Annotated in this window: 14 protein-coding genes; 7 read left to right on the forward strand and 7 right to left on the reverse strand. The window is 58.6% G+C overall.

Translation table 11 applies throughout. The features are described from left to right. The 5 genes from IM271_RS20210 to pgaD form a co-directional block, all read left to right on the forward strand. Window positions 1–188, forward strand: a 188-nt coding sequence (locus tag IM271_RS20210; RefSeq protein WP_226858969.1) for a hypothetical protein, incomplete at its 5' end; no start/stop codon positions are given. A 130-nt stretch (window positions 189–318) separates the two neighbouring features. Further along, complete coding sequence (gene pgaA / locus IM271_RS10065) at window positions 319–2757, forward strand: poly-beta-1,6 N-acetyl-D-glucosamine export porin PgaA (RefSeq protein ID WP_193052533.1); 2439 nt, start codon at window positions 319–321, stop codon at window positions 2755–2757. A gap of 8 nt (window positions 2758–2765) precedes the next feature. Further along, entirely contained in the window at window positions 2766–4703 is a 1938-nt protein-coding gene (gene pgaB, locus IM271_RS10070; RefSeq protein ID WP_193052534.1) for a poly-beta-1,6-N-acetyl-D-glucosamine N-deacetylase PgaB, read from the forward strand. Then, on the forward strand, window positions 4696–6027 hold the full coding sequence (gene pgaC / locus IM271_RS10075) for a poly-beta-1,6-N-acetyl-D-glucosamine synthase (RefSeq protein ID WP_193052535.1): 1332 nt from the start codon (window positions 4696–4698) through the stop codon (window positions 6025–6027). Before pgaB ends, pgaC begins: the two co-directional genes overlap by 8 nt. After that, window positions 6024–6458 carry a poly-beta-1,6-N-acetyl-D-glucosamine biosynthesis protein PgaD gene (gene pgaD, locus IM271_RS10080; RefSeq protein ID WP_045260787.1) on the forward strand — a complete coding sequence of 145 codons (435 nt, stop codon included), beginning with the start codon at window positions 6024–6026 and terminating at the stop codon, window positions 6456–6458. Before pgaC ends, pgaD begins: the two co-directional genes overlap by 4 nt. A 54-nt stretch (window positions 6459–6512) precedes the next feature. Here pgaD and gss read toward each other — a convergent pair whose 3' ends face one another. From gss to IM271_RS10110, 6 genes are all read right to left on the reverse strand, one after another. Next, complete coding sequence (gss, locus tag IM271_RS10085; protein ID WP_193052536.1) at window positions 6513–8375, reverse strand: bifunctional glutathionylspermidine amidase/synthase; 1863 nt, start codon at window positions 8373–8375, stop codon at window positions 6513–6515. A gap of 116 nt (window positions 8376–8491) precedes the next feature. Further along, entirely contained in the window at window positions 8492–9463 is a 972-nt protein-coding gene (locus tag IM271_RS10090; protein WP_193052537.1) for an ABC transporter ATP-binding protein, read from the reverse strand. After that, window positions 9460–10434, reverse strand: a complete 975-nt coding sequence (locus tag IM271_RS10095; RefSeq protein WP_047367402.1) for an ABC transporter ATP-binding protein — start codon at window positions 10432–10434, stop codon at window positions 9460–9462. Before IM271_RS10095 ends, IM271_RS10090 begins: the two co-directional genes overlap by 4 nt. Then, window positions 10427–11272 (reverse strand): ABC transporter permease, encoded by an 846-nt coding sequence (locus tag IM271_RS10100; RefSeq protein WP_188245708.1) that lies wholly within the window; start codon window positions 11270–11272, stop codon window positions 10427–10429. Before IM271_RS10100 ends, IM271_RS10095 begins: the two co-directional genes overlap by 8 nt. Before the next feature lie 4 nt (window positions 11273–11276). Then, window positions 11277–12230 carry an ABC transporter permease gene (locus tag IM271_RS10105; protein ID WP_028014405.1) on the reverse strand — a complete coding sequence of 318 codons (954 nt, stop codon included), beginning with the start codon at window positions 12228–12230 and terminating at the stop codon, window positions 11277–11279. Window positions 12231–12274: 44 nt separating this feature from the next. After that, complete coding sequence (locus IM271_RS10110; RefSeq protein ID WP_193052538.1) at window positions 12275–13864, reverse strand: ABC transporter substrate-binding protein; 1590 nt, start codon at window positions 13862–13864, stop codon at window positions 12275–12277. Window positions 13865–14109: 245 nt separating this feature from the next. Between IM271_RS10110 and yghU the strand changes: the two genes are divergently transcribed. Both yghU and IM271_RS10120 read left to right on the forward strand, forming a co-directional pair. Then, window positions 14110–14976, forward strand: coding sequence for a glutathione-dependent disulfide-bond oxidoreductase (yghU, locus tag IM271_RS10115; RefSeq protein WP_193052539.1), 867 nt, complete (start codon window positions 14110–14112; stop codon window positions 14974–14976). A gap of 152 nt (window positions 14977–15128) precedes the next feature. Further along, window positions 15129–15461, forward strand: a complete 333-nt coding sequence (locus IM271_RS10120; protein WP_041908148.1) for a glycine zipper domain-containing protein — start codon at window positions 15129–15131, stop codon at window positions 15459–15461. A gap of 49 nt (window positions 15462–15510) precedes the next feature. On the opposite strand, the gene IM271_RS10125 is transcribed toward IM271_RS10120, so the two are convergent. Then, window positions 15511–17058, reverse strand: coding sequence for a methyl-accepting chemotaxis protein (locus IM271_RS10125; protein ID WP_045260793.1), 1548 nt, complete (start codon window positions 17056–17058; stop codon window positions 15511–15513). Window positions 17059–17126: the final 68 nt, after the last annotated feature.

Genomic DNA, 17126 nt, shown 5'->3' on the forward strand with positions numbered 1-17126 from the left:
AAAAAGACATAAATAAAACACATCAATATCAAATAGTTACAAATACAGATTCAATTCAAAATAATCACAAAAGACATCTCATTCCAGAATTATCCCAAAACTACCCCTCTGCTTTTCACCATATTTATCCGGCAACATATCAGGTGTACATTACCTTCCACCCAGTCCCCAAAGAGGAGGTTCCATAATTACCTTAAAGTAAGTACCCCATAACGTTACTGCATTCAGATTTAATGTTCTCATTAATGGCCTTTAACGCAGCGTTAAAAGGCAGCCGTGTTATGCAATGGATTCATGATAAACAAATGGCAAATAGATATGGAAAGATCGCTTCGCTTCAATACGTTATTCTTTTATCGCGCCCCAGGATTATTGTTTCTGCTATTTCTGTTTCCTGTTCTCGTTCAGGCAACGGAATCCGTTTATGAGCAACAGATTCAACAGGCACGTAACGGTAATTACACGCCGTTTCTCAATTATCTTCAGCGGTATCAGCAACAGCATGCTCTGTCGCCCGAGCAAGTGGCGGACTGGTTACAGGTGGCTGCGTGGGCAGGTCGTAATGACGAGGTGATTCAGCTCTGGCAGCGCTATGGCATTTATATGCCGCTGCCCGCTCGCGGCGTTGCGGCTGTCGCGCAGGCCAGAAGAGATCAAAAAGCGTGGCAGCCTGCCTTATCGCTGTGGAAAGAGGCGCTTAGCCTTGCGCCACATAATGACGATTATCGTATCGGCTATATCAAAACCCTGGCCGATGCCCGCATGGATACGCTCGCTCTGCAGGAAGCCCGCCAGCTGGTGACGGAGGATCCCTCTCCGGCGCATCTTCAGACGCTTTCGTACGTCTGGTTACGCCAGGGAAAAAGCTGGGATCGGCTTTTAGCGGACACGCGCGCGCTGACCCTCGCGCCGGAGAATAACGCGCTCCTTAGCGAGCTGACTGACGCGCTAACGGATAACCGGGTGAGTACTCCTGCGCTGATGCTGTCACAAAGGGTAACGCTGACCCCCGCGCAGCGCCGCCGTCTGGAGCTTAATGCCGCCGCAGAATGGGTTCGCCTTGCCGACGTGCCTGGCAGAACGGAAAAGGAGCGCCTGCAGCTGGCGCAAACGGCACTGAATCGTTACGACGCCCTGCTCTCACGCTGGCAACACGAACCGCAGGCAGCGGAAGACATCATCCTCGCCCGTATCGACAGGCTGGGTGCGCTGTACGCGCATGGCGATTACCCGCAGGTCATCCGTGAATATCAGGCGCTGACGGAGGCGCAGCATCCGGTGCCGGGCTGGGCCATCGGCTGGGCGATCTCCGCGTATCTGCAGGAGAAAAACGCCACTGCCGCCTTCTCGCTGCTGCAACGCTATCCGCAATACGCCGCCGATCCGCAGGACGAGGAGCATGCGCTTTTCTACGCCTGGCTGGACACGGGGCAGTATGAGGCCGCTCGACAGTACGTAGAGCGCCAGACCCACAGCGTTCCGTGGATCCGCTACGATTTTGGCTCGCCCACTCCGCAGCCCAACGATCGGTGGCTTACCGGGCAGTCGCTCAAATTTAACTATTTGCTCTCAACCAACGCCCTGCCGGATGCGGAGAAGCTGGCGCACCGTCTGGCAACAACGGCGCCGGGCAATCAGGGGCTGCAGATTGACTATGCCACCCTGCTTCAGGCGCGGGGCCAGCCGCGCGCGGCCGAGCAAGCGTTGAAAAGGGCGGAGGCGCTGGAGCCATCTAATCTGGAGCTGGAACAGCAGCAGGCTTACGTCGCCATGGATCTGCAGGAGTGGCGCCAGATGGATTTACTGGCCGACGACGTGCTTGCCCGCGCGCCCGTTGCTCGCAGCGCCAGGCGTCTGGACAGGCTCAGAACGGTGCATCACATGTCCGAGCTGCGCCTTAACGCAAGCAAGGGCTTGCACTCCGATAACCCCATCAGCGGGACGCACGACCTGAACGGGGATGCCACGCTCTATGGTCCACCGGTAGCGGATAGCTGGCGGCTGTTTGCGGGTACCCGCTATGCGCAGGGTAATTTCGATGAAGGCAAAGGCACCAGCCGTCACATCCTGGGCGGCATCGAGTGGCGTCCTCGCGACCTTCAGCTCGAAGCCGAGGTATCCAGCAACCGCTATCACGGTGAAAACAAGCCGGGTGCTCGCCTCTCAACCACGTACTTTCTCAATGATAACTGGCAGTTCAGCGGCAGCCTTGAACGCTTATCCCGCACCGCGCCGCTACGGGCATTACGCAACGGGATTAGCGCCAACCGGGGTGAAGGCGGGATCCGCTGGTATCAAAACGAGCGCCGTGAGTACCAGTTCAGCGCCGCCGTCAGCCGCTTCTCAGACCATAATCGCCGACAGGAATACACCCTTACCGGTAAGGAGCGTCTCTGGCAGACCCCGACCCTGACGCTGGATCTTGAACCGGGGATCGCCGCCAGTAAAAACAGCCTGCGGGACACGCTCTATTACAACCCGGCGCGGGATCTGTCCGTGACGGCCGCCCTGTCCGTGGACCATGAGATGTACCGCCATTACGACACCCTCTGGAGCCAGCAGTTGGTGGCGGGAGGCGGCAGCTACTGGCAGAAAAACCAGTCCGTTGGCGCCATCGCCCTGCTGGGCTACGGGCAACGCGTCCAGTGGAATAACGTCATTGATGCCGGCGTGATGCTGAACTGGGATAAACGCCCTTACGACGGCAAACGCGAGAGCAACCTCTCCCTCACGCTTGACGCGACTTTACGCTTTTAAGGATGAATATGCTGAACACACGTTTTTCCGTGAGCCTGATCCTCATCGGCTGGCTCTGCCTCAGCGCGAGCGTCTGGGCGCAGGCAATCTCGTTCATTGCGCCCAGCGAGCGGCCGCAGCCGGAGGCGAGCAAACCCTGGCCGCAGAACCAGTTTCTGGTGCTGGCCTACCACGACGTCGAAGACGATGCCGCCGATCAGCGCTACCTCTCCGTGCGCACCAGCGCGCTAAACGAGCAGATTAGCTGGCTTCTGCACAACGGCTATCACGCCATCAGCGTGCAGGACATTCTGGACGCGCATGACGGCAAAAAATCGCTGCCGCCGAAAGCCGTTCTGCTCAGCTTTGACGACGGCTACAGCAGCTTCTACACCCGCGTCTGGCCGCTGCTTAAGGCCTGGAACGTGCCTGCGCTCTGGGCACCGGTGGGCAGCTGGGTGGATACGCCAGCAAACCAGAAGGTGAACTTTGGCGGCCTGATGACGCCCCGGGATCGCTTCGCGACCTGGAACATGGTGCGCGAGCTCAGCCAGTCTCCGCTGGTTGAGATCGGATCGCATACCTGGGCCTCGCATTACGGCATCGTCGCCAACCCGCAGGGAAGCCGCGAACCGGCCATCGCCAACCGCTTTTATGATAAAGCGACGGGGCGCTATGAAACTGACCAGCAGTTCAGCCAGCGGATCGGCGATGACGTCCGCAAGGTGACGGAGAAAATCGCGCAGGTGACGGGCAAAGCGCCGCGCGCCTGGGTCTGGCCTTACGGTGCCGCCAGCGGTACGTCGCTCGCCATCGCCAGGCAGCAGGGTTATCAGCTGGCCTTTACCCTTGAGGACGGGCTGGGGAACGTGCAGGAGCTGGGCAACATCCCCCGTTTGCTGATCGCCGGCAACCCCTCGCTCAAAGCGTTTGCCAGTTCGGTCAGCCGGGTTCAGGAGCTCGATCCCGTGCGCGTGATGCACGTCGATCTCGACTACGTTTACGATCCCGATCCGGCTCAGCAGACCCAAAACATCAACAGGCTGATCCAGCGGGTCTACGACATGAAAATCAGCCACGTCTTCCTGCAGGCGTTTGCCGACCCGCAGGGCGACGGCAGGATCAGGGCGCTCTATTTCCCCAACCGCCGGCTTCCGGTCCGGGCCGATCTCTTTAACTTCGTATCCTGGCAGCTGCAAACCCGCGCGGGGGTGAAGGTCTACGCGTGGATGCCGGTGCTCTCGTTCGATCTCGATCCTGCCCTGCCGCGCGTGCAGCGCCGGGATGATCGAACCGGCCAGCTGCGCGAGGCCAATGAGCCCTACATGAGGCTTTCACCGTGGGACCCGCAGGTTCGCCTGCAGGTGACGGAAATCTATGAAGATCTGGCCCGCCATGCCAGCTTCAACGGGATCCTGTTCCATGACGATGCGGTACTGACGGACGTTGACGCTGCCGGGCAGGACACGACGCGCCAGAAAAGCCGGAGGCTTATCGGTTTTACCCGCGCTCTGAGCCAGGCGGTGAAGCACATCCGCGGCCCGCAGATAAAAACCGCGCGCAATATGTTCGTCCTTCCCATTCTGCAGCCCGAAAGCGAAGCGTGGTTTGCGCAGAATCTCGATGATTTTCTGGCGGCCTATGACTGGACGGTGCCCATGGCAATGCCGCTGATGGAGTCCGTTCCGGCGAACGAGAGCAATGCCTGGCTGACGCGTTTGATCAAGGCCGTCGCCGCGCGGCCCGGCGCGCTGGATAAAACCATTTTCGAGCTGCAGGCCAGAGACTGGGAGCAGAAGCCGCAGCGCGCCGTCTCCGACAGTCAGCTTGCGGCGTGGATGCGCGTCCTCCAGCTGAACGGCATCAAAAACTACGGCTACTACCCTGACGATTTCATCAATAACCAGCCTGATATCTCGCGCATCAGGCCCGTCTTTTCTTCCTACTGGTACCCTGACAATGACTGATCGCATAATCGCCTTTTCAATTTTGTGTCTGGTATTCGGGCTGCCGTTAGGGATGGCCGCCCTCTTTACCGGCGAGCTGATTCTGGATTTTGTCTTCTTCTGGCCGCTGTTTATGTCCGTGCTCTGGGTCACCGGTGGCCTCTATTTCTGGTTTCAGCTTGAACGCCGCTGGTCGTGGGATAAAGACACGCCCGCCCCGACGCTCGCCGGCGAGCCGCTCATCTCAATTCTGATCCCCTGCTTCAATGAGGAAAGAAACGCCAGAGAGACCATCAGCGCCGCGCTGGCTCAGCGGTACGAGAATATTGAAGTGATCGCCATCAATGACGGCTCGTCTGATAACACCGCGCAGGTGCTGCAGCAGCTGGCGCTGGAGCAGCCGCGCCTGCGGGTGATTAACCTCGCGGAGAACCAGGGAAAAGCCGTGGCGCTCAAAGCCGGGGCGGCGGCGGCCCGTGGCGATCTGCTGGTCTGCATTGACGGCGACGCCCTGCTCGACCGCGACACCGCGGCCTATCTGGTCGCGCCGCTGATTCAGTATCCCCACGTCGGGGCGGTTACCGGGAACCCGCGCATTCGCACGCGCTCCACGCTGATTGGCCGCATTCAGGTTGGCGAGTTTTCGTCCATCATTGGGCTCATCAAGCGGACGCAGCGGATCTATGGCCGGGTCTTTACCGTCTCCGGCGTCATCGCCGCCTTTCGTCGGCAGGCGCTGGCGGACGTCGGGTACTGGAGCCCGGACATGATCACCGAAGACATCGACATCAGCTGGAAGCTCCAGCTGCGCCACTGGGATATCTTTTTCGAGCCGCGGGCGCTGTGCTGGATCCTGATGCCGGAGACGCTGAAGGGCCTGTGGAAGCAGCGTCTGCGCTGGGCACAGGGCGGCGCGGAGGTATTTCTGGTCAACCTGCGCAAGATGGTGCGCTGGGAGCATCACCGCATGTGGCCCCTGTTTCTGGAGTACGCGCTGTCAACGCTGTGGGCCTTCGCGTATGCGATAACGGTGCTGCTGTACATCATCAGCCACGTCGCGCCCATTCCCGCCAGGCTGACCGTTGAAACCCTGTTTCCCCCGGCGTTTACCGGGCTGCTGCTGGGCGTGATGTGCCTGCTGCAGTTCCTGGTCAGCTTGTACATCGAGCGGCGCTATGAGCGCAAGGTGGCCAGCTCGCTTTTCTGGGTGATTTGGTTCCCGATGGTCTACTGGATGATTGGTCTGTTCACCACCCTCGTCGCATTTCCAAAAGTCATGCTTAAACGTCAGCGCGCCCGCGCGCGCTGGATCAGTCCGGACCGGGGAAAAGGAAGCCTTCAATGAACGAAAATACCTTAATTTTGACTGAACATCGGTTGCTGCCACGACTTTTTGATGCCGCGTTAACCGTGGTGGCGTGGGGCGGGTTTCTGTTCTTCCTGTATGCCAGGCTGTGGATGCAGTTAACCGAGGAGAGCGACCACCGGTGGAGCGTGATTATTGCCTCCTTTAATACGGTGTTGATCTATTTGCTGTTCGCCGCGCTCAACGGCTGGCTGCTGATTTTGTGGTATCAGTACAACCGCCGCCGCGCGAACGTAAGACGACGTCAGCCGGGCTTGTTGCATCATGACGAACTTGCCCGCAGCTTTAACGTCTCACCGCAGCTCATCTCGGAGATGAGCCAGCACAACCTGCTGACGGTTTATCATGACCAGATTGGACGCATCATCGAATTGAAAACCAGCGCGCAGCAGGACGAGGAAGCGCAGTAACAAAAAGCCCCCACAGAGACTACCCTGCGGGGGCTTTTTTAGCGCAGATGCACGTTACTTATCCTTCAGTACAATCAGCGGCTCGATATCGCTCTCTTTTTTCACCACCAGCGAGTCATCGCCGCGCAGGCAGGTCCCACCGTAGTTCCCGCCCACGGTAAAGGTACAGACCTGAATGTACTTACCGTCGACGTTTGGCAGGCACCAGAGCTGCTGGTAGATGTTTTTACGGTCGACAAACTTGCCGCTGGATTTATCCAGCAGTTCGTCCTGGGCGCTGATCAGGTCGATATTGCTGCCGCAGCGTCCGGCAATCGGCTTGACGGCGTATCCGGTCTGCTTCAGCAGATCGTTGACCTCAAAATCGGTGTCGAGCAGGTAACGGTGATTCGGGAACAGTTGCCACAGCACCGGAAGAATCGCCTTGTTGCCGGGAATGACGGTCCACAGCGGTTCAAAGACCAGCACCTCCGGACGCAGCAGGACGTCAATCAGGCGCACTTCGCCTTCAGGATGCCCGGTGCGGATCGGCACGGCGGCGTATTCGGTTTCGCTGACCTCGCGGATCTGCTCTATCGCCGTCTCCCACGCCCAGGTTTTCCACACGCAGTTGACGTGACGACCTTCGTCGTCAATCAGCTGCCCGGCGGCATCCCAGCTCAGGGCGCCAAGCCCGTGCAGAATTTTGGTTTCAAACCCGGCCTGCAGCAGAGAACGCTGGATAAAGAGCGCGTGATAGTCCTCTTCGACATCGTTGTCCTGCATGATGTGGACGAACGGCCGGGCGTGGCTGTGCTTCCATGCGCCGGTCAGCTCTTCCAGCAGGCCTTCTGCCGGATTATGCCCGTTGCCGCGATAGCCGTTTTTCACCCACTCCTCAAGGATAAGCCCGCCCTCGGTATGGCAGGAGGCGGAGTCGGCGTTGTACTCGTAGACCTTGATGCCGCGCTCATCCATGCAGAAATCCATACGACCGGTGATCATATGATGACGACGCCACTGCCAGGAGAGGCGCAGGCGCGGCCAGAGGATTTTCGGGATATCGAAAAGCGCCAGCAGGCTGTCGTCTTTCAGCACCTTATCCGTCGCGTGCAGGTACATCAGGTGCAGTTCGTTGGTGGCCTTGATCAGCTCCTGCTCGGCGCTTTCGGTAATGGTGAAGTACTGGCATGGATCTTTGTTGATCACATGGCCGTTGGCGCGGATATATGCCTGCTGCAGCGCGTCATTTTCGTTCAGCCATTTTCCGTCGAACTGACGTTTGTTTTTCAGCCGCGCACCGCGGATTTTCAGCAGTTCACCGTCCGGTTCAGGCTGGGGAATGCTGTGCTCCGTGTCGTCCGTCTGGATCATCCAGCCGAGAATTTCGGTATCGCTGAAGGTGTCATGAAGGGTATAGCAGCCATTCTCCACGGTCATGCGCAGCTCGCGCGTCCACTGCTGCCCGAGCGGCAGCGGGGAGTGAATCACGTTCTGCTCCGCAATACGCACCTTATCGTCGAGAAGCTGGGTGATCACCGCCACGTGGCCGGTCTCGTGAAACTCGCCGCCTTTTTGCCAGATCAGCAGCGCCCCGACGCGCGGTGCGCGCTTCGAGCCGTTGGCAAAAGCCTGAAGGGGCAGAATGTTATCGTTCACCACCTGGCGCAAAAAGCGCAGGGAGAAGATTTCCCACGCCATGCCGACGTCGGTAAACACGAAGCCATAGTTGAGGAACAGGAAACGGCGGGCAAACTCAACGCACTGCCACTTGTGGCCCATGTATTCGTTGCCGATATAGCTGCGAAAGTCCGCGTCTTCCGGGTAGTTACGCGGGTCCAGACTGCCGTAATTTGATGAGTAAATCGCCACGCCACCGGGCGCATAGCCTAACAACGTCCCGAATGGCGCATCACTGCTTAACTTTCCTTTACGCATGTATCCAACCTAAAACAGGCAGGCGGCAATTTTTTATGGGTTGTCGTCGTCTGCACGTTGTAATTAACCTGACAGAGGAGCGTTTATCATACACCTGCGCGACCCGTGAATAACATTTAAAACAGCCAGCATGCCGCGAAATGCCCTGGCGCAATCTCCTGCATCGCAGGCTCCTGCGTCTGACAAACCGGCATGGCGTGCGGGCAGCGGCTGCAGAACTTACAGCCCGGCAGCGCGGACGTGGGGCCTGGAATGTCGCCGCGCAGGGTGGCGTCGTCGAGGTTGCGAATACGCGGATCGGGCTGGGGAACCGCCGCCAGCAGCGCGCGGGTGTAAGGGTGTGCCGGGCGCTGATACAGTTCATTCGCCGGGGCCACCTCTACCAGTTTGCCGAGATACATCACCCCAATGCGGCTGGAGATATGGCGCACCATGGAGAGATCGTGGGCGATAAACAGATAGGTTAGCCCCAACTCCTGCTGCAGGTCCTGCAAAATATTCACCACCTGCGCCTGCACCGATACGTCCAGCGCCGAGAGCGGCTCATCGCACAGCACAAATTCAGGATGCACGGACAACGCGCGGGCAATACTGATGCGCTGACGCTGCCCGCCGCTGAACTCATGCGGGAACCGTTCAAGGTGTTCGTGCTTCAGCCCCACTTTGTAGAGCAGCGTTTCCGTACGTTCTCGCTGTTCTTCGCGGCTGTAGCCGTGGATCTGCATCGGTTCGGCCACCAGCTGTCGCACCGTCATACCGGGGTTGAGCGAGGAGTAAGGATCCTGAAAAATTGCCTGCATCCGCTTACGCAGCGGCTTGAGTTCTCTTTCGCGGGCGTGGGCGATTGCCTGTCCGGCAAAGTGGATCTCGCCAGAGGTAATATCGAAAAGGCGCAGTATGGCGCGCCCAAGGGTGGATTTTCCGCAGCCGGACTCCCCCACCAGGCCAAACGTCTCGCCGGGCTGGATATCAAAGCTCACGCCATCAACCGCCTTCACGGCCACGCCTTTACGCAGCAAACCGCCGTTGAGCGGATAGTGCTTGCGCAGATCGCGCACGCTCACTAATGGCGCCTGTTGTTCACTCATGCCTGAATCTCCTCGGCCCATAGCCAGCAGGCGGCGCGATGGCCCTCTCCGGCGGTGTAAAATGCGGGTTGCCGTTCACACTGGGGCATGCGCTTCGGGCAGCGTTCCGCAAATGGACAGCCCGGCGGCGGGTTAAGCAGGCCAGGCGGCGAACCTTCAATGGGCGATAAACGTTGGTTGACCTCATCCGGGCGCGGCAGCGAGGCCAGCAGCCCCTGGGTGTAAGGATGCGCAGGGCGATAAAAAATGTCTTCCACGCTCCCCTCCTCCATCACCAGCCCGCCGTACATCACCACCACGCGGCTACAGACCTGCGCCACCACGCCGAGATCGTGGGTGATCAGCAGAATCGCGGTTCGGGTCTGCTGTTGCAGGCTTTTCAGCAGGCGCAGGATCTGCGCCTGAATGGTCACGTCCAGCGCGGTGGTCGGCTCATCGGCAATAAGAAGCTTCGGGTTGCAGGAGAGCGCAATGGCGATCATCACCCGCTGGCGCATCCCGCCGCTGAACTCGTGGGGATACTGGTCGTATCGGCGTTCCGCTTCAGCAATGCCTACCTGATCCAGCATGGCTATTGCTGCCGCTTTGGCCGCTTTTTTCGACAGTTTTTTATTTCGCACCAGGATCTCAGACATCTGCTTGCCGATAGTGAGCACCGGGTTCAGGGCGGTCATCGGATCCTGAAAAATCATCGCGATCTCGTTGCCGCGAATGGCACGCATCTGCGCGGGCGTTTTCTGCGCCAGGTCCTCATTCTGGAAGCGAATGCTGCCGCCGGTTATCCGTCCGTTGCTCCCCAGAAGCTGGATAATCGACTTACAGGTGACGCTTTTCCCGCAGCCCGACTCGCCGACGATACCGACGAGTTCCCCCGGCTGAACCTGAAAGCTCACGCCGCGCACCGCGTGAACCTCGCCCTCGCGGGTGCGGAACGTGGTTTGCAGGTTCTCAAGCGCTAATAAGTTACTCATCGCGATTTGCTCCCGGCTCAAAGGCGGTACGGAACACATCGCCCAGCACGTTAAAGCTGAACACCGTCAGCAGGATCAGAATGCCGGGGAACATCGCCAGCCACGACGCTTCGCCAATATAAGACTGGGCGTTGTTAAGCATGCTTCCCCATGATGCCGCCGGTGCCTGCACGCCCAGCCCTAAGAAGCTGAGCGTAGACTCCATCAGAATGGCCGAGGCGATATTCAGCGTGGCCGCCACGATAATGGTCGGCAGCACGCCGGGAATGATGTGGCGCACGATAATACGCAGCGGATGCGCTCCCGACGCGCGGGCATAAAGCACGTACTCGCGCTCTTTCACCGATAGGGTTTCAGCACGCACCAGACGCGACATGTTCATCCACGTCAGCAGGCTGATAATCAGAATGATGTTATCCACGCCCGGCTTGAGGTAAGCATTCACCACCAGCAGCAGGAAGAAGGCCGGAATGGCCATCAGGATATCCACGGCGCGCATCATCAGGTTATCCAGCCAGCCGCCAAAATAGCCGCTCACCGTTCCTACCACCGTGCCGATAAGCGTGGAAAAGAGCATGGCAAGAAAACCGACCATCAGGGAGATCTGGCCGCCGTACAGCGCGCGGGTAAAGTAGTCGCGCCCATATTCGTCGGTGCCGAACCAGTGCGCGGCATCCGGCGGCAACGTGCGCGCGCCGAGCGCCATCCGATCTGGATCGTACGGACTTAACCCCGCACAGAACGCGGCGACAACGAAAATAAAAAGCACAAACAGGGAGAACTGCGCCGGACGGTTGCGGCGCAGCTGGTGACGAACCTGCTGCCAGCGTCTGCTCATCCGGTTACCTCAGAGTACGAATGCGGGGATCGGCGAAGCGATAAAGCACGTCGGCGATCAGGTTACCGACGATTAGCATTATCGACGAGAGCATGATGATCGCCATAATCAGCGGGTAGTCCAGCGAGGCGATCGACTGGATCCCGAGCAGCCCCATCCCCGGCCAGGAGAAGACGCTTTCCGTCACATAGGCCCCCACAATCAGCTCACCGAACGACAATCCGAACAGGGTGATCACCGGCAGCAGCACGTTTTTCAGCACGTGGCGGAACAGAATGCTGGAACGCGTGGCGCCGTAGGCCAGCTGGGTCTGCACGTAGTCGGCCGAGAGCTGCGAGATGGTGTTGGAGCGGATGTAGCGTACGTAGCTGGAAAGATTATAAAACGTGAGAGCAATACACGGCAGCACGCCGTGGCGCAGCAGATCCAGCGCATTATCTTCCATGCCGATGGTGCGCATCCCCATGCTGGGGAACCAGTTAAGCTGCACGGCAAAAACGGTGATGAGCAAAATGCCGAACCAGAAAATCGGTACCGAGATGCCGATATAGGCAAACAGGTTCAACAGGTGATCCAGCCAGCGGTGCTTAAATGCCCCCGCCAGCAGCCCCAGCGGGATCGCCAGCACGATAGCCATCAGCAGCGACGCCCCCATCAGCCCCAGCGTGGCCGGAATGCGTTCGCCGATCATCTCCAGCACCGGGCGGTGGTAAATCAACGAATAGCCGAGATCGCCCTGCAGGACGCTTTTCAGCCACAGGACGTACTGCGTGACCAGCGGCTTATCCAGCCCCAGGCTCTGGCGAATTCGCTCAATATCTTCCGGCGCCATACGCGGCGTGATGTACGCGGCCACGGGGTCGCCGGGCGCGAGCTTGACCAGCAAAAACGCCACCAGCGAAATAAAGAAAAGCATCGGCAGCAGCTGCAGCAGCCGACGCGTGAGGAGTGTGTTCACGACGTGCCCTTAAAAGGCCCCGATCTTACGACCGGGGCAACAGCCTATTTTTGATAAATTTTTGACAGATCCTGGAACAGATAAACCGGCTTCGGCTCCGCTTCCTTCGTGCCGCCGAAGCGTTTATCCACGGCGACGGTCGCATTGGTGTAGGCGATCGGGTAGTAGGTCATCTCGTTCGCCACGGTCTGCTGAATTTGCTTGTAGATATCGGCACGTTTCGTGGCGTCGGTTTCCACGGCACCTTTATCCCACAGGGCATCAAACTGCGGATTTTTGTAGTGCGCGTAGTTATAGGCTTCGTTGCTCATGAACAGCGATTTGTAACCGTCCGGCTCTGCTCCCATAATGTAGCCGCCCAGGTTCAGTTCCCACGCGGTGTTGTTCATATCAAGACTGCGCTGAGACATGGCGTTGGAGTCCAGCGGCATCAGCTCCACGTTCACCCCAATGCCCTTCAGCGCCTGCTGAATGTAGAGCGCCATGCTCTCCTGGGTTTTGTTGGTGTTCACATACGCCAGGCGTAGCTTGAGATTATCCGGCGCGCCGGACGTCTTCAGCAGGTCTTTGGCTTTTTGCAGATCGAATTTGTACTGTTCAACGTCATCCGTCTTGTAAAGCGTATCTGGCGTCAGGAACGAGGTTGCCGGTTTAGCGTAGTCCAGCGAGGTAAACGCGGTCTGGGTTAGCTCGTCTTTGTTGATGGCGTACGCGATGGCCTGACGCAGCGCTTTGCTCTTCATCACCGCCACGTTCTGGTTGAACGTCATATAGGCCAGACGGCCTTCCGGATAGACCACGAAGTCAAATTTCCCGGTATTTTTCAGGCGGTTCACATCCTGCGGGTCAACCATCTTGAGGTTGATTTCACCGTTTTGCAGCGCCAGGTTGGCGGCGTTGCTGTCTTTGGCGAAACGGTAGGTGACGGAATCGAGCTTCGGTTTGCCGTTCCAGTAATCGTCGAAGCGCGTAAGGGCGTAATACTGACCGGCGCGATACTCTTTAAATTTGAACGGCCCGGAACCGACCGGCGCATCGTTTTTGGTGCTCTTTTCCAGGTCGCCTTCACCGGCGAACACGTGCTGCGGGATCGGGTAGATCTGCACCAGGGTGCCGGTAAAGGCCGCGCTGACCTGCGGTAAGGTGAACTTAACGGTGCGCTCATCAACCTTGCTCACTTCAACAGGCTTGCCGCCGTAGGTAAACATGCTGCGGAAGAAGCTGTGCTGTTTGGCATCCAGCAGCTTATTGAAGGTGAAGACCACGTCGTCCGCCGTCAGCGGCTGTCCGTCCTGCCATTTCAGGTTCGGTTTTAACGTCAGCGTGTAGCTCAGGTTGTCGGCAGAGGGCGTCAAGCTTTCCGCCAGGCCCCACTCAATGTTGCCGTTATTAAAGCTGTACAGCGGGGCATAAAGCGCCTGCATGATGGTTAACGTTGTGCGGTCGCTGGCGTAGAGCGGATTAACGGCTAACGGGTCGCCGGAGGTAATCCCGATAATGAGCGAACCGCCCTCTTTTGGCGCGTCGCTTTTTGCCGCCGCGGCCGAATTTGTCTCTTTATTTTTCGCATCATCACAGCCCGCCAGGCCTAACGCGAGCGAAACGACCACTGCCGATAACAGAAGCTTGCGCATCTCACTAACTCCTTGCCTTATAAAGTGTTTATTACTGCATCTTTTATTTATGTTGAAGCATCATATTCAGCTTTAGCGGTTTACGCATTAATTATGAAAATGCGATTTTCGATTAAGCTTATGCCGGATTTGATATATATAAGCAGCAGAAGGAATAGCGGTTAATTGCTTGCGCTCACAACGTTAAACGCTTCACAAATCTCCTGCTACACTGCCTCAACACATCACTAAAAAGGCAGGCCAACATGTCAGACAACACGTATCAGCCACCAAAAGTATGGGAATGGAAAAAGAACGGCGGCGGCGCGTTCGCCAACATCAACCGTCCAATTTCCGGCGCAACGCATGAGAAAGATCTTCCTGTCGGCTCTCACCCGCTGCAGCTCTACTCGCTGGGCACACCGAACGGCCAGAAGGTGACCATCATGCTCGAAGAGCTGCTGGCGCTGGGCGTGACGGGCGCGGAATACGATGCGTGGTTGATCCGCATCGGCGAGGGCGACCAGTTCTCCAGCGGGTTTGTAGACGTGAACCCGAACTCGAAAATACCGGCGCTGCGTGACCACTCCACGAACCCGCCAACGCGCGTCTTTGAATCCGGCAATATCCTGCTCTATCTGGCGGAGAAATTCGGCCACTTCCTGCCGAAAGATCCGGCGGGACGCACCGAGACGCTGAACTGGCTGTTCTGGCTGCAGGGTGCGGCACCGTTCCTCGGCGGCGGCTTTGGCCACTTCTACAACTATGCGCCGGTAAAAATCGAGTACGCGATTGACCGCTTCACCATGGAAGCTAAGCGCCTGTTCGACGTGCTGGATAAACAGCTGGCGCGCGGGCGCTACGTGGCGGGCGAGGAGTACACCATCGCGGATATGGCGATCTGGCCATGGTTCGGCTGCGTGGCGCTGGGCAGCGTGTACAACGCCGCCGAGTTCCTGGATGCAGAGAAGTACACCAACGTGCAGCGCTGGGCGAAAGACGTAGCGAATCGCCATGCCGTTAAGCGCGGACGCATCGTTAACCGCACCAGCGGCGAGCTGAACGAGCAGCTTCACGAACGCCACGCGGCGAGCGACTTCGAGACCAATACGGAAGACAAACGTCAGGCGTGACGACTGGCCGGGCGGTCCGCCGCCCGGCAGAACAGATCCTTGCTCAGGGCATGATTAGCCTAAAGGTTGAGCCGGTATTGCTGGCACTATCTGGCCGTTTCTCTCCGGTGAGAAATGACGTATCAATCGACAGCAGTCACAAAGGATCTGTTATGAAACTGATTAAAACAACGCTGGTTATCAGCGCCCTCATTTTTTCCACCTCGGGAATGGCTATCGACAAAACCGCCGCCGGCGCGGTAGCAGGTGCTGCTATTGGCGCAGCCACGGGCAAAGATCTGAAATCAACCGTGGGCGGTGCCGTGGTTGGCGCAGGCACGGGGGCAATGTTCAAAAACGGCGAAAAAGGCAAAGACGCACGTAAGGGCGGTGCCGTGGGTGCCGTCGTTGGCGCGGGCGCGGCTGCGGTGACGGGCAATAGCGTGCTGAAAGGCGCGGCCGTGGGTGCCGGCACGGGCGCGCTGATTGGTGAAGCGACGCACTAACAGCATCGGGAAAAGAAAGAAGTAAGGCCGCATCAGGCGGCCTGTTGTGTTATGCCGTCAGGCGGAACTTTTGCACCGAGCGTTGAAGCTCTTCGGTCTGGCGTTCCAGCGCCGCGGCTGCCGCGGAAACTTCTTCGACCAGCGAGGCGTTCTGCTGGGTGACGCCGTCCATCTGCGTAATGGCAATCCCGACCTGCGAAATGCCCTTACTTTGCTCCTCAGAAGCCGACGCGATTTGCTTCATAATGGTCGTCACCTCCGTCACGTCGCGCAAAATCGCATCCATGGTGGTGCCCGTGTCGCTCACCAGCTGCGCACCCTGCTCGACGCGGGTCACGGAATCGGTAATCAGACCCTCAATTTCTTTTGCCGCATTGGCGCTTCGGCTTGCCAGGTTGCGGACTTCACCCGCCACCACGGCGAACCCACGCCCCTGCTCGCCCGCGCGCGCCGCTTCTACGGCCGCATTGAGCGCCAGAATATTGGTCTGGAAGGCAATGCTGTTGATGACGTTGGTGATTTCAGCAATTTTCTTCGAGCTTTCCGAAATACCGCTCATGGTGGTGACCACCTCTTCCACCAGCGAGCCGCCGCGGCTGGCGGTGGTTGAGGCCACATCGGCAAGCTGGCTGGCCTGACGCGCGCTTTCGGCGTTCAGCTTCACGGTAGCGGTCAGCTGTTCCATGCTGGCCGCCGTCTCTTCCAGCGCGGCAGCCTGCTCTTCGGTACGGGAAGAGAGATCGTTGTTGCCGCTGGAGATCTCCGTCGCGCCGCGCCAGATATTCTCACTGCCGGAGCGAATGGTGCTGACCGCTTCACGCAGGCTGTCCTGCATGGCGCTCAGCAGCGGCACCAGCTGTCCCACGCAGTTGCGGCCGAAAGGCGCAATGGGCTGGCTGAGATCGCCCTGGGCAATCTGGCGGAACTGCTGGCGAATGCGCTCCAGCGGTTTGACCAGCATCGCCACCAGGTAGCGGTCGGTAAAGAGCAGGATCAGCAGGCCGATAATGGTGGCGACGATAATAACCGTGCGGGTCATGCTGGTCAGGCCGTCGACCACCATGCGGGTGCTGTCGAGCGTCTTCGCGGCGGCATTATTGAACTTCTCGGCGGCGGCACCGAACGCACGACTCAGCGGCGGCGTAACGTTGTTGGCCTGCTGGCGGTAGCCGTCCAGGGTCGCCTGCTTCGCCTGCTCCATTTGCGGCGTCACGCCCTGTTCAAGCAGCGCCTGCCAGGCACCGATCACCTGTGCAGAGACCTGCTCATCCATTGGGCCAGGCGAGATCGCCTTCATTTCGGCCAGTTTCTTACCCATGTTGTCCAGCGCCTGTTGGGCAGAGGACAAATCCGGCGTGCCGCCAGCGGCTTTGACCTCCATGGCGCGGCTCAGACGGGTCACAAAGCGGAAATACTGATCGTTGCCCTGGCTGAGCACCATCATCTGTTTGACCAGCTGGCGATCGACTTCATTGCCGTCTGATACCCGTGACAGGGACCAGGTGCTGTACAGCCCGACGCCCGCCCACATTAAACAAAAAATCCCGAGGATCGTCAGCATGACGAAACGGATCGTGAAATTACGGAGCATATTCATAAGTCTTCCTTGCCGTGAGGGTGAATTCGCCCAGAGGCGAGTGCTACTCTCGTTATCGGCAGGGTGCA

Source organism: Enterobacter cloacae complex sp. I3 (assembly GCF_014896175.1).
Classification (GTDB): Bacteria; Pseudomonadota; Gammaproteobacteria; order Enterobacterales; family Enterobacteriaceae; genus Enterobacter; species Enterobacter bugandensis.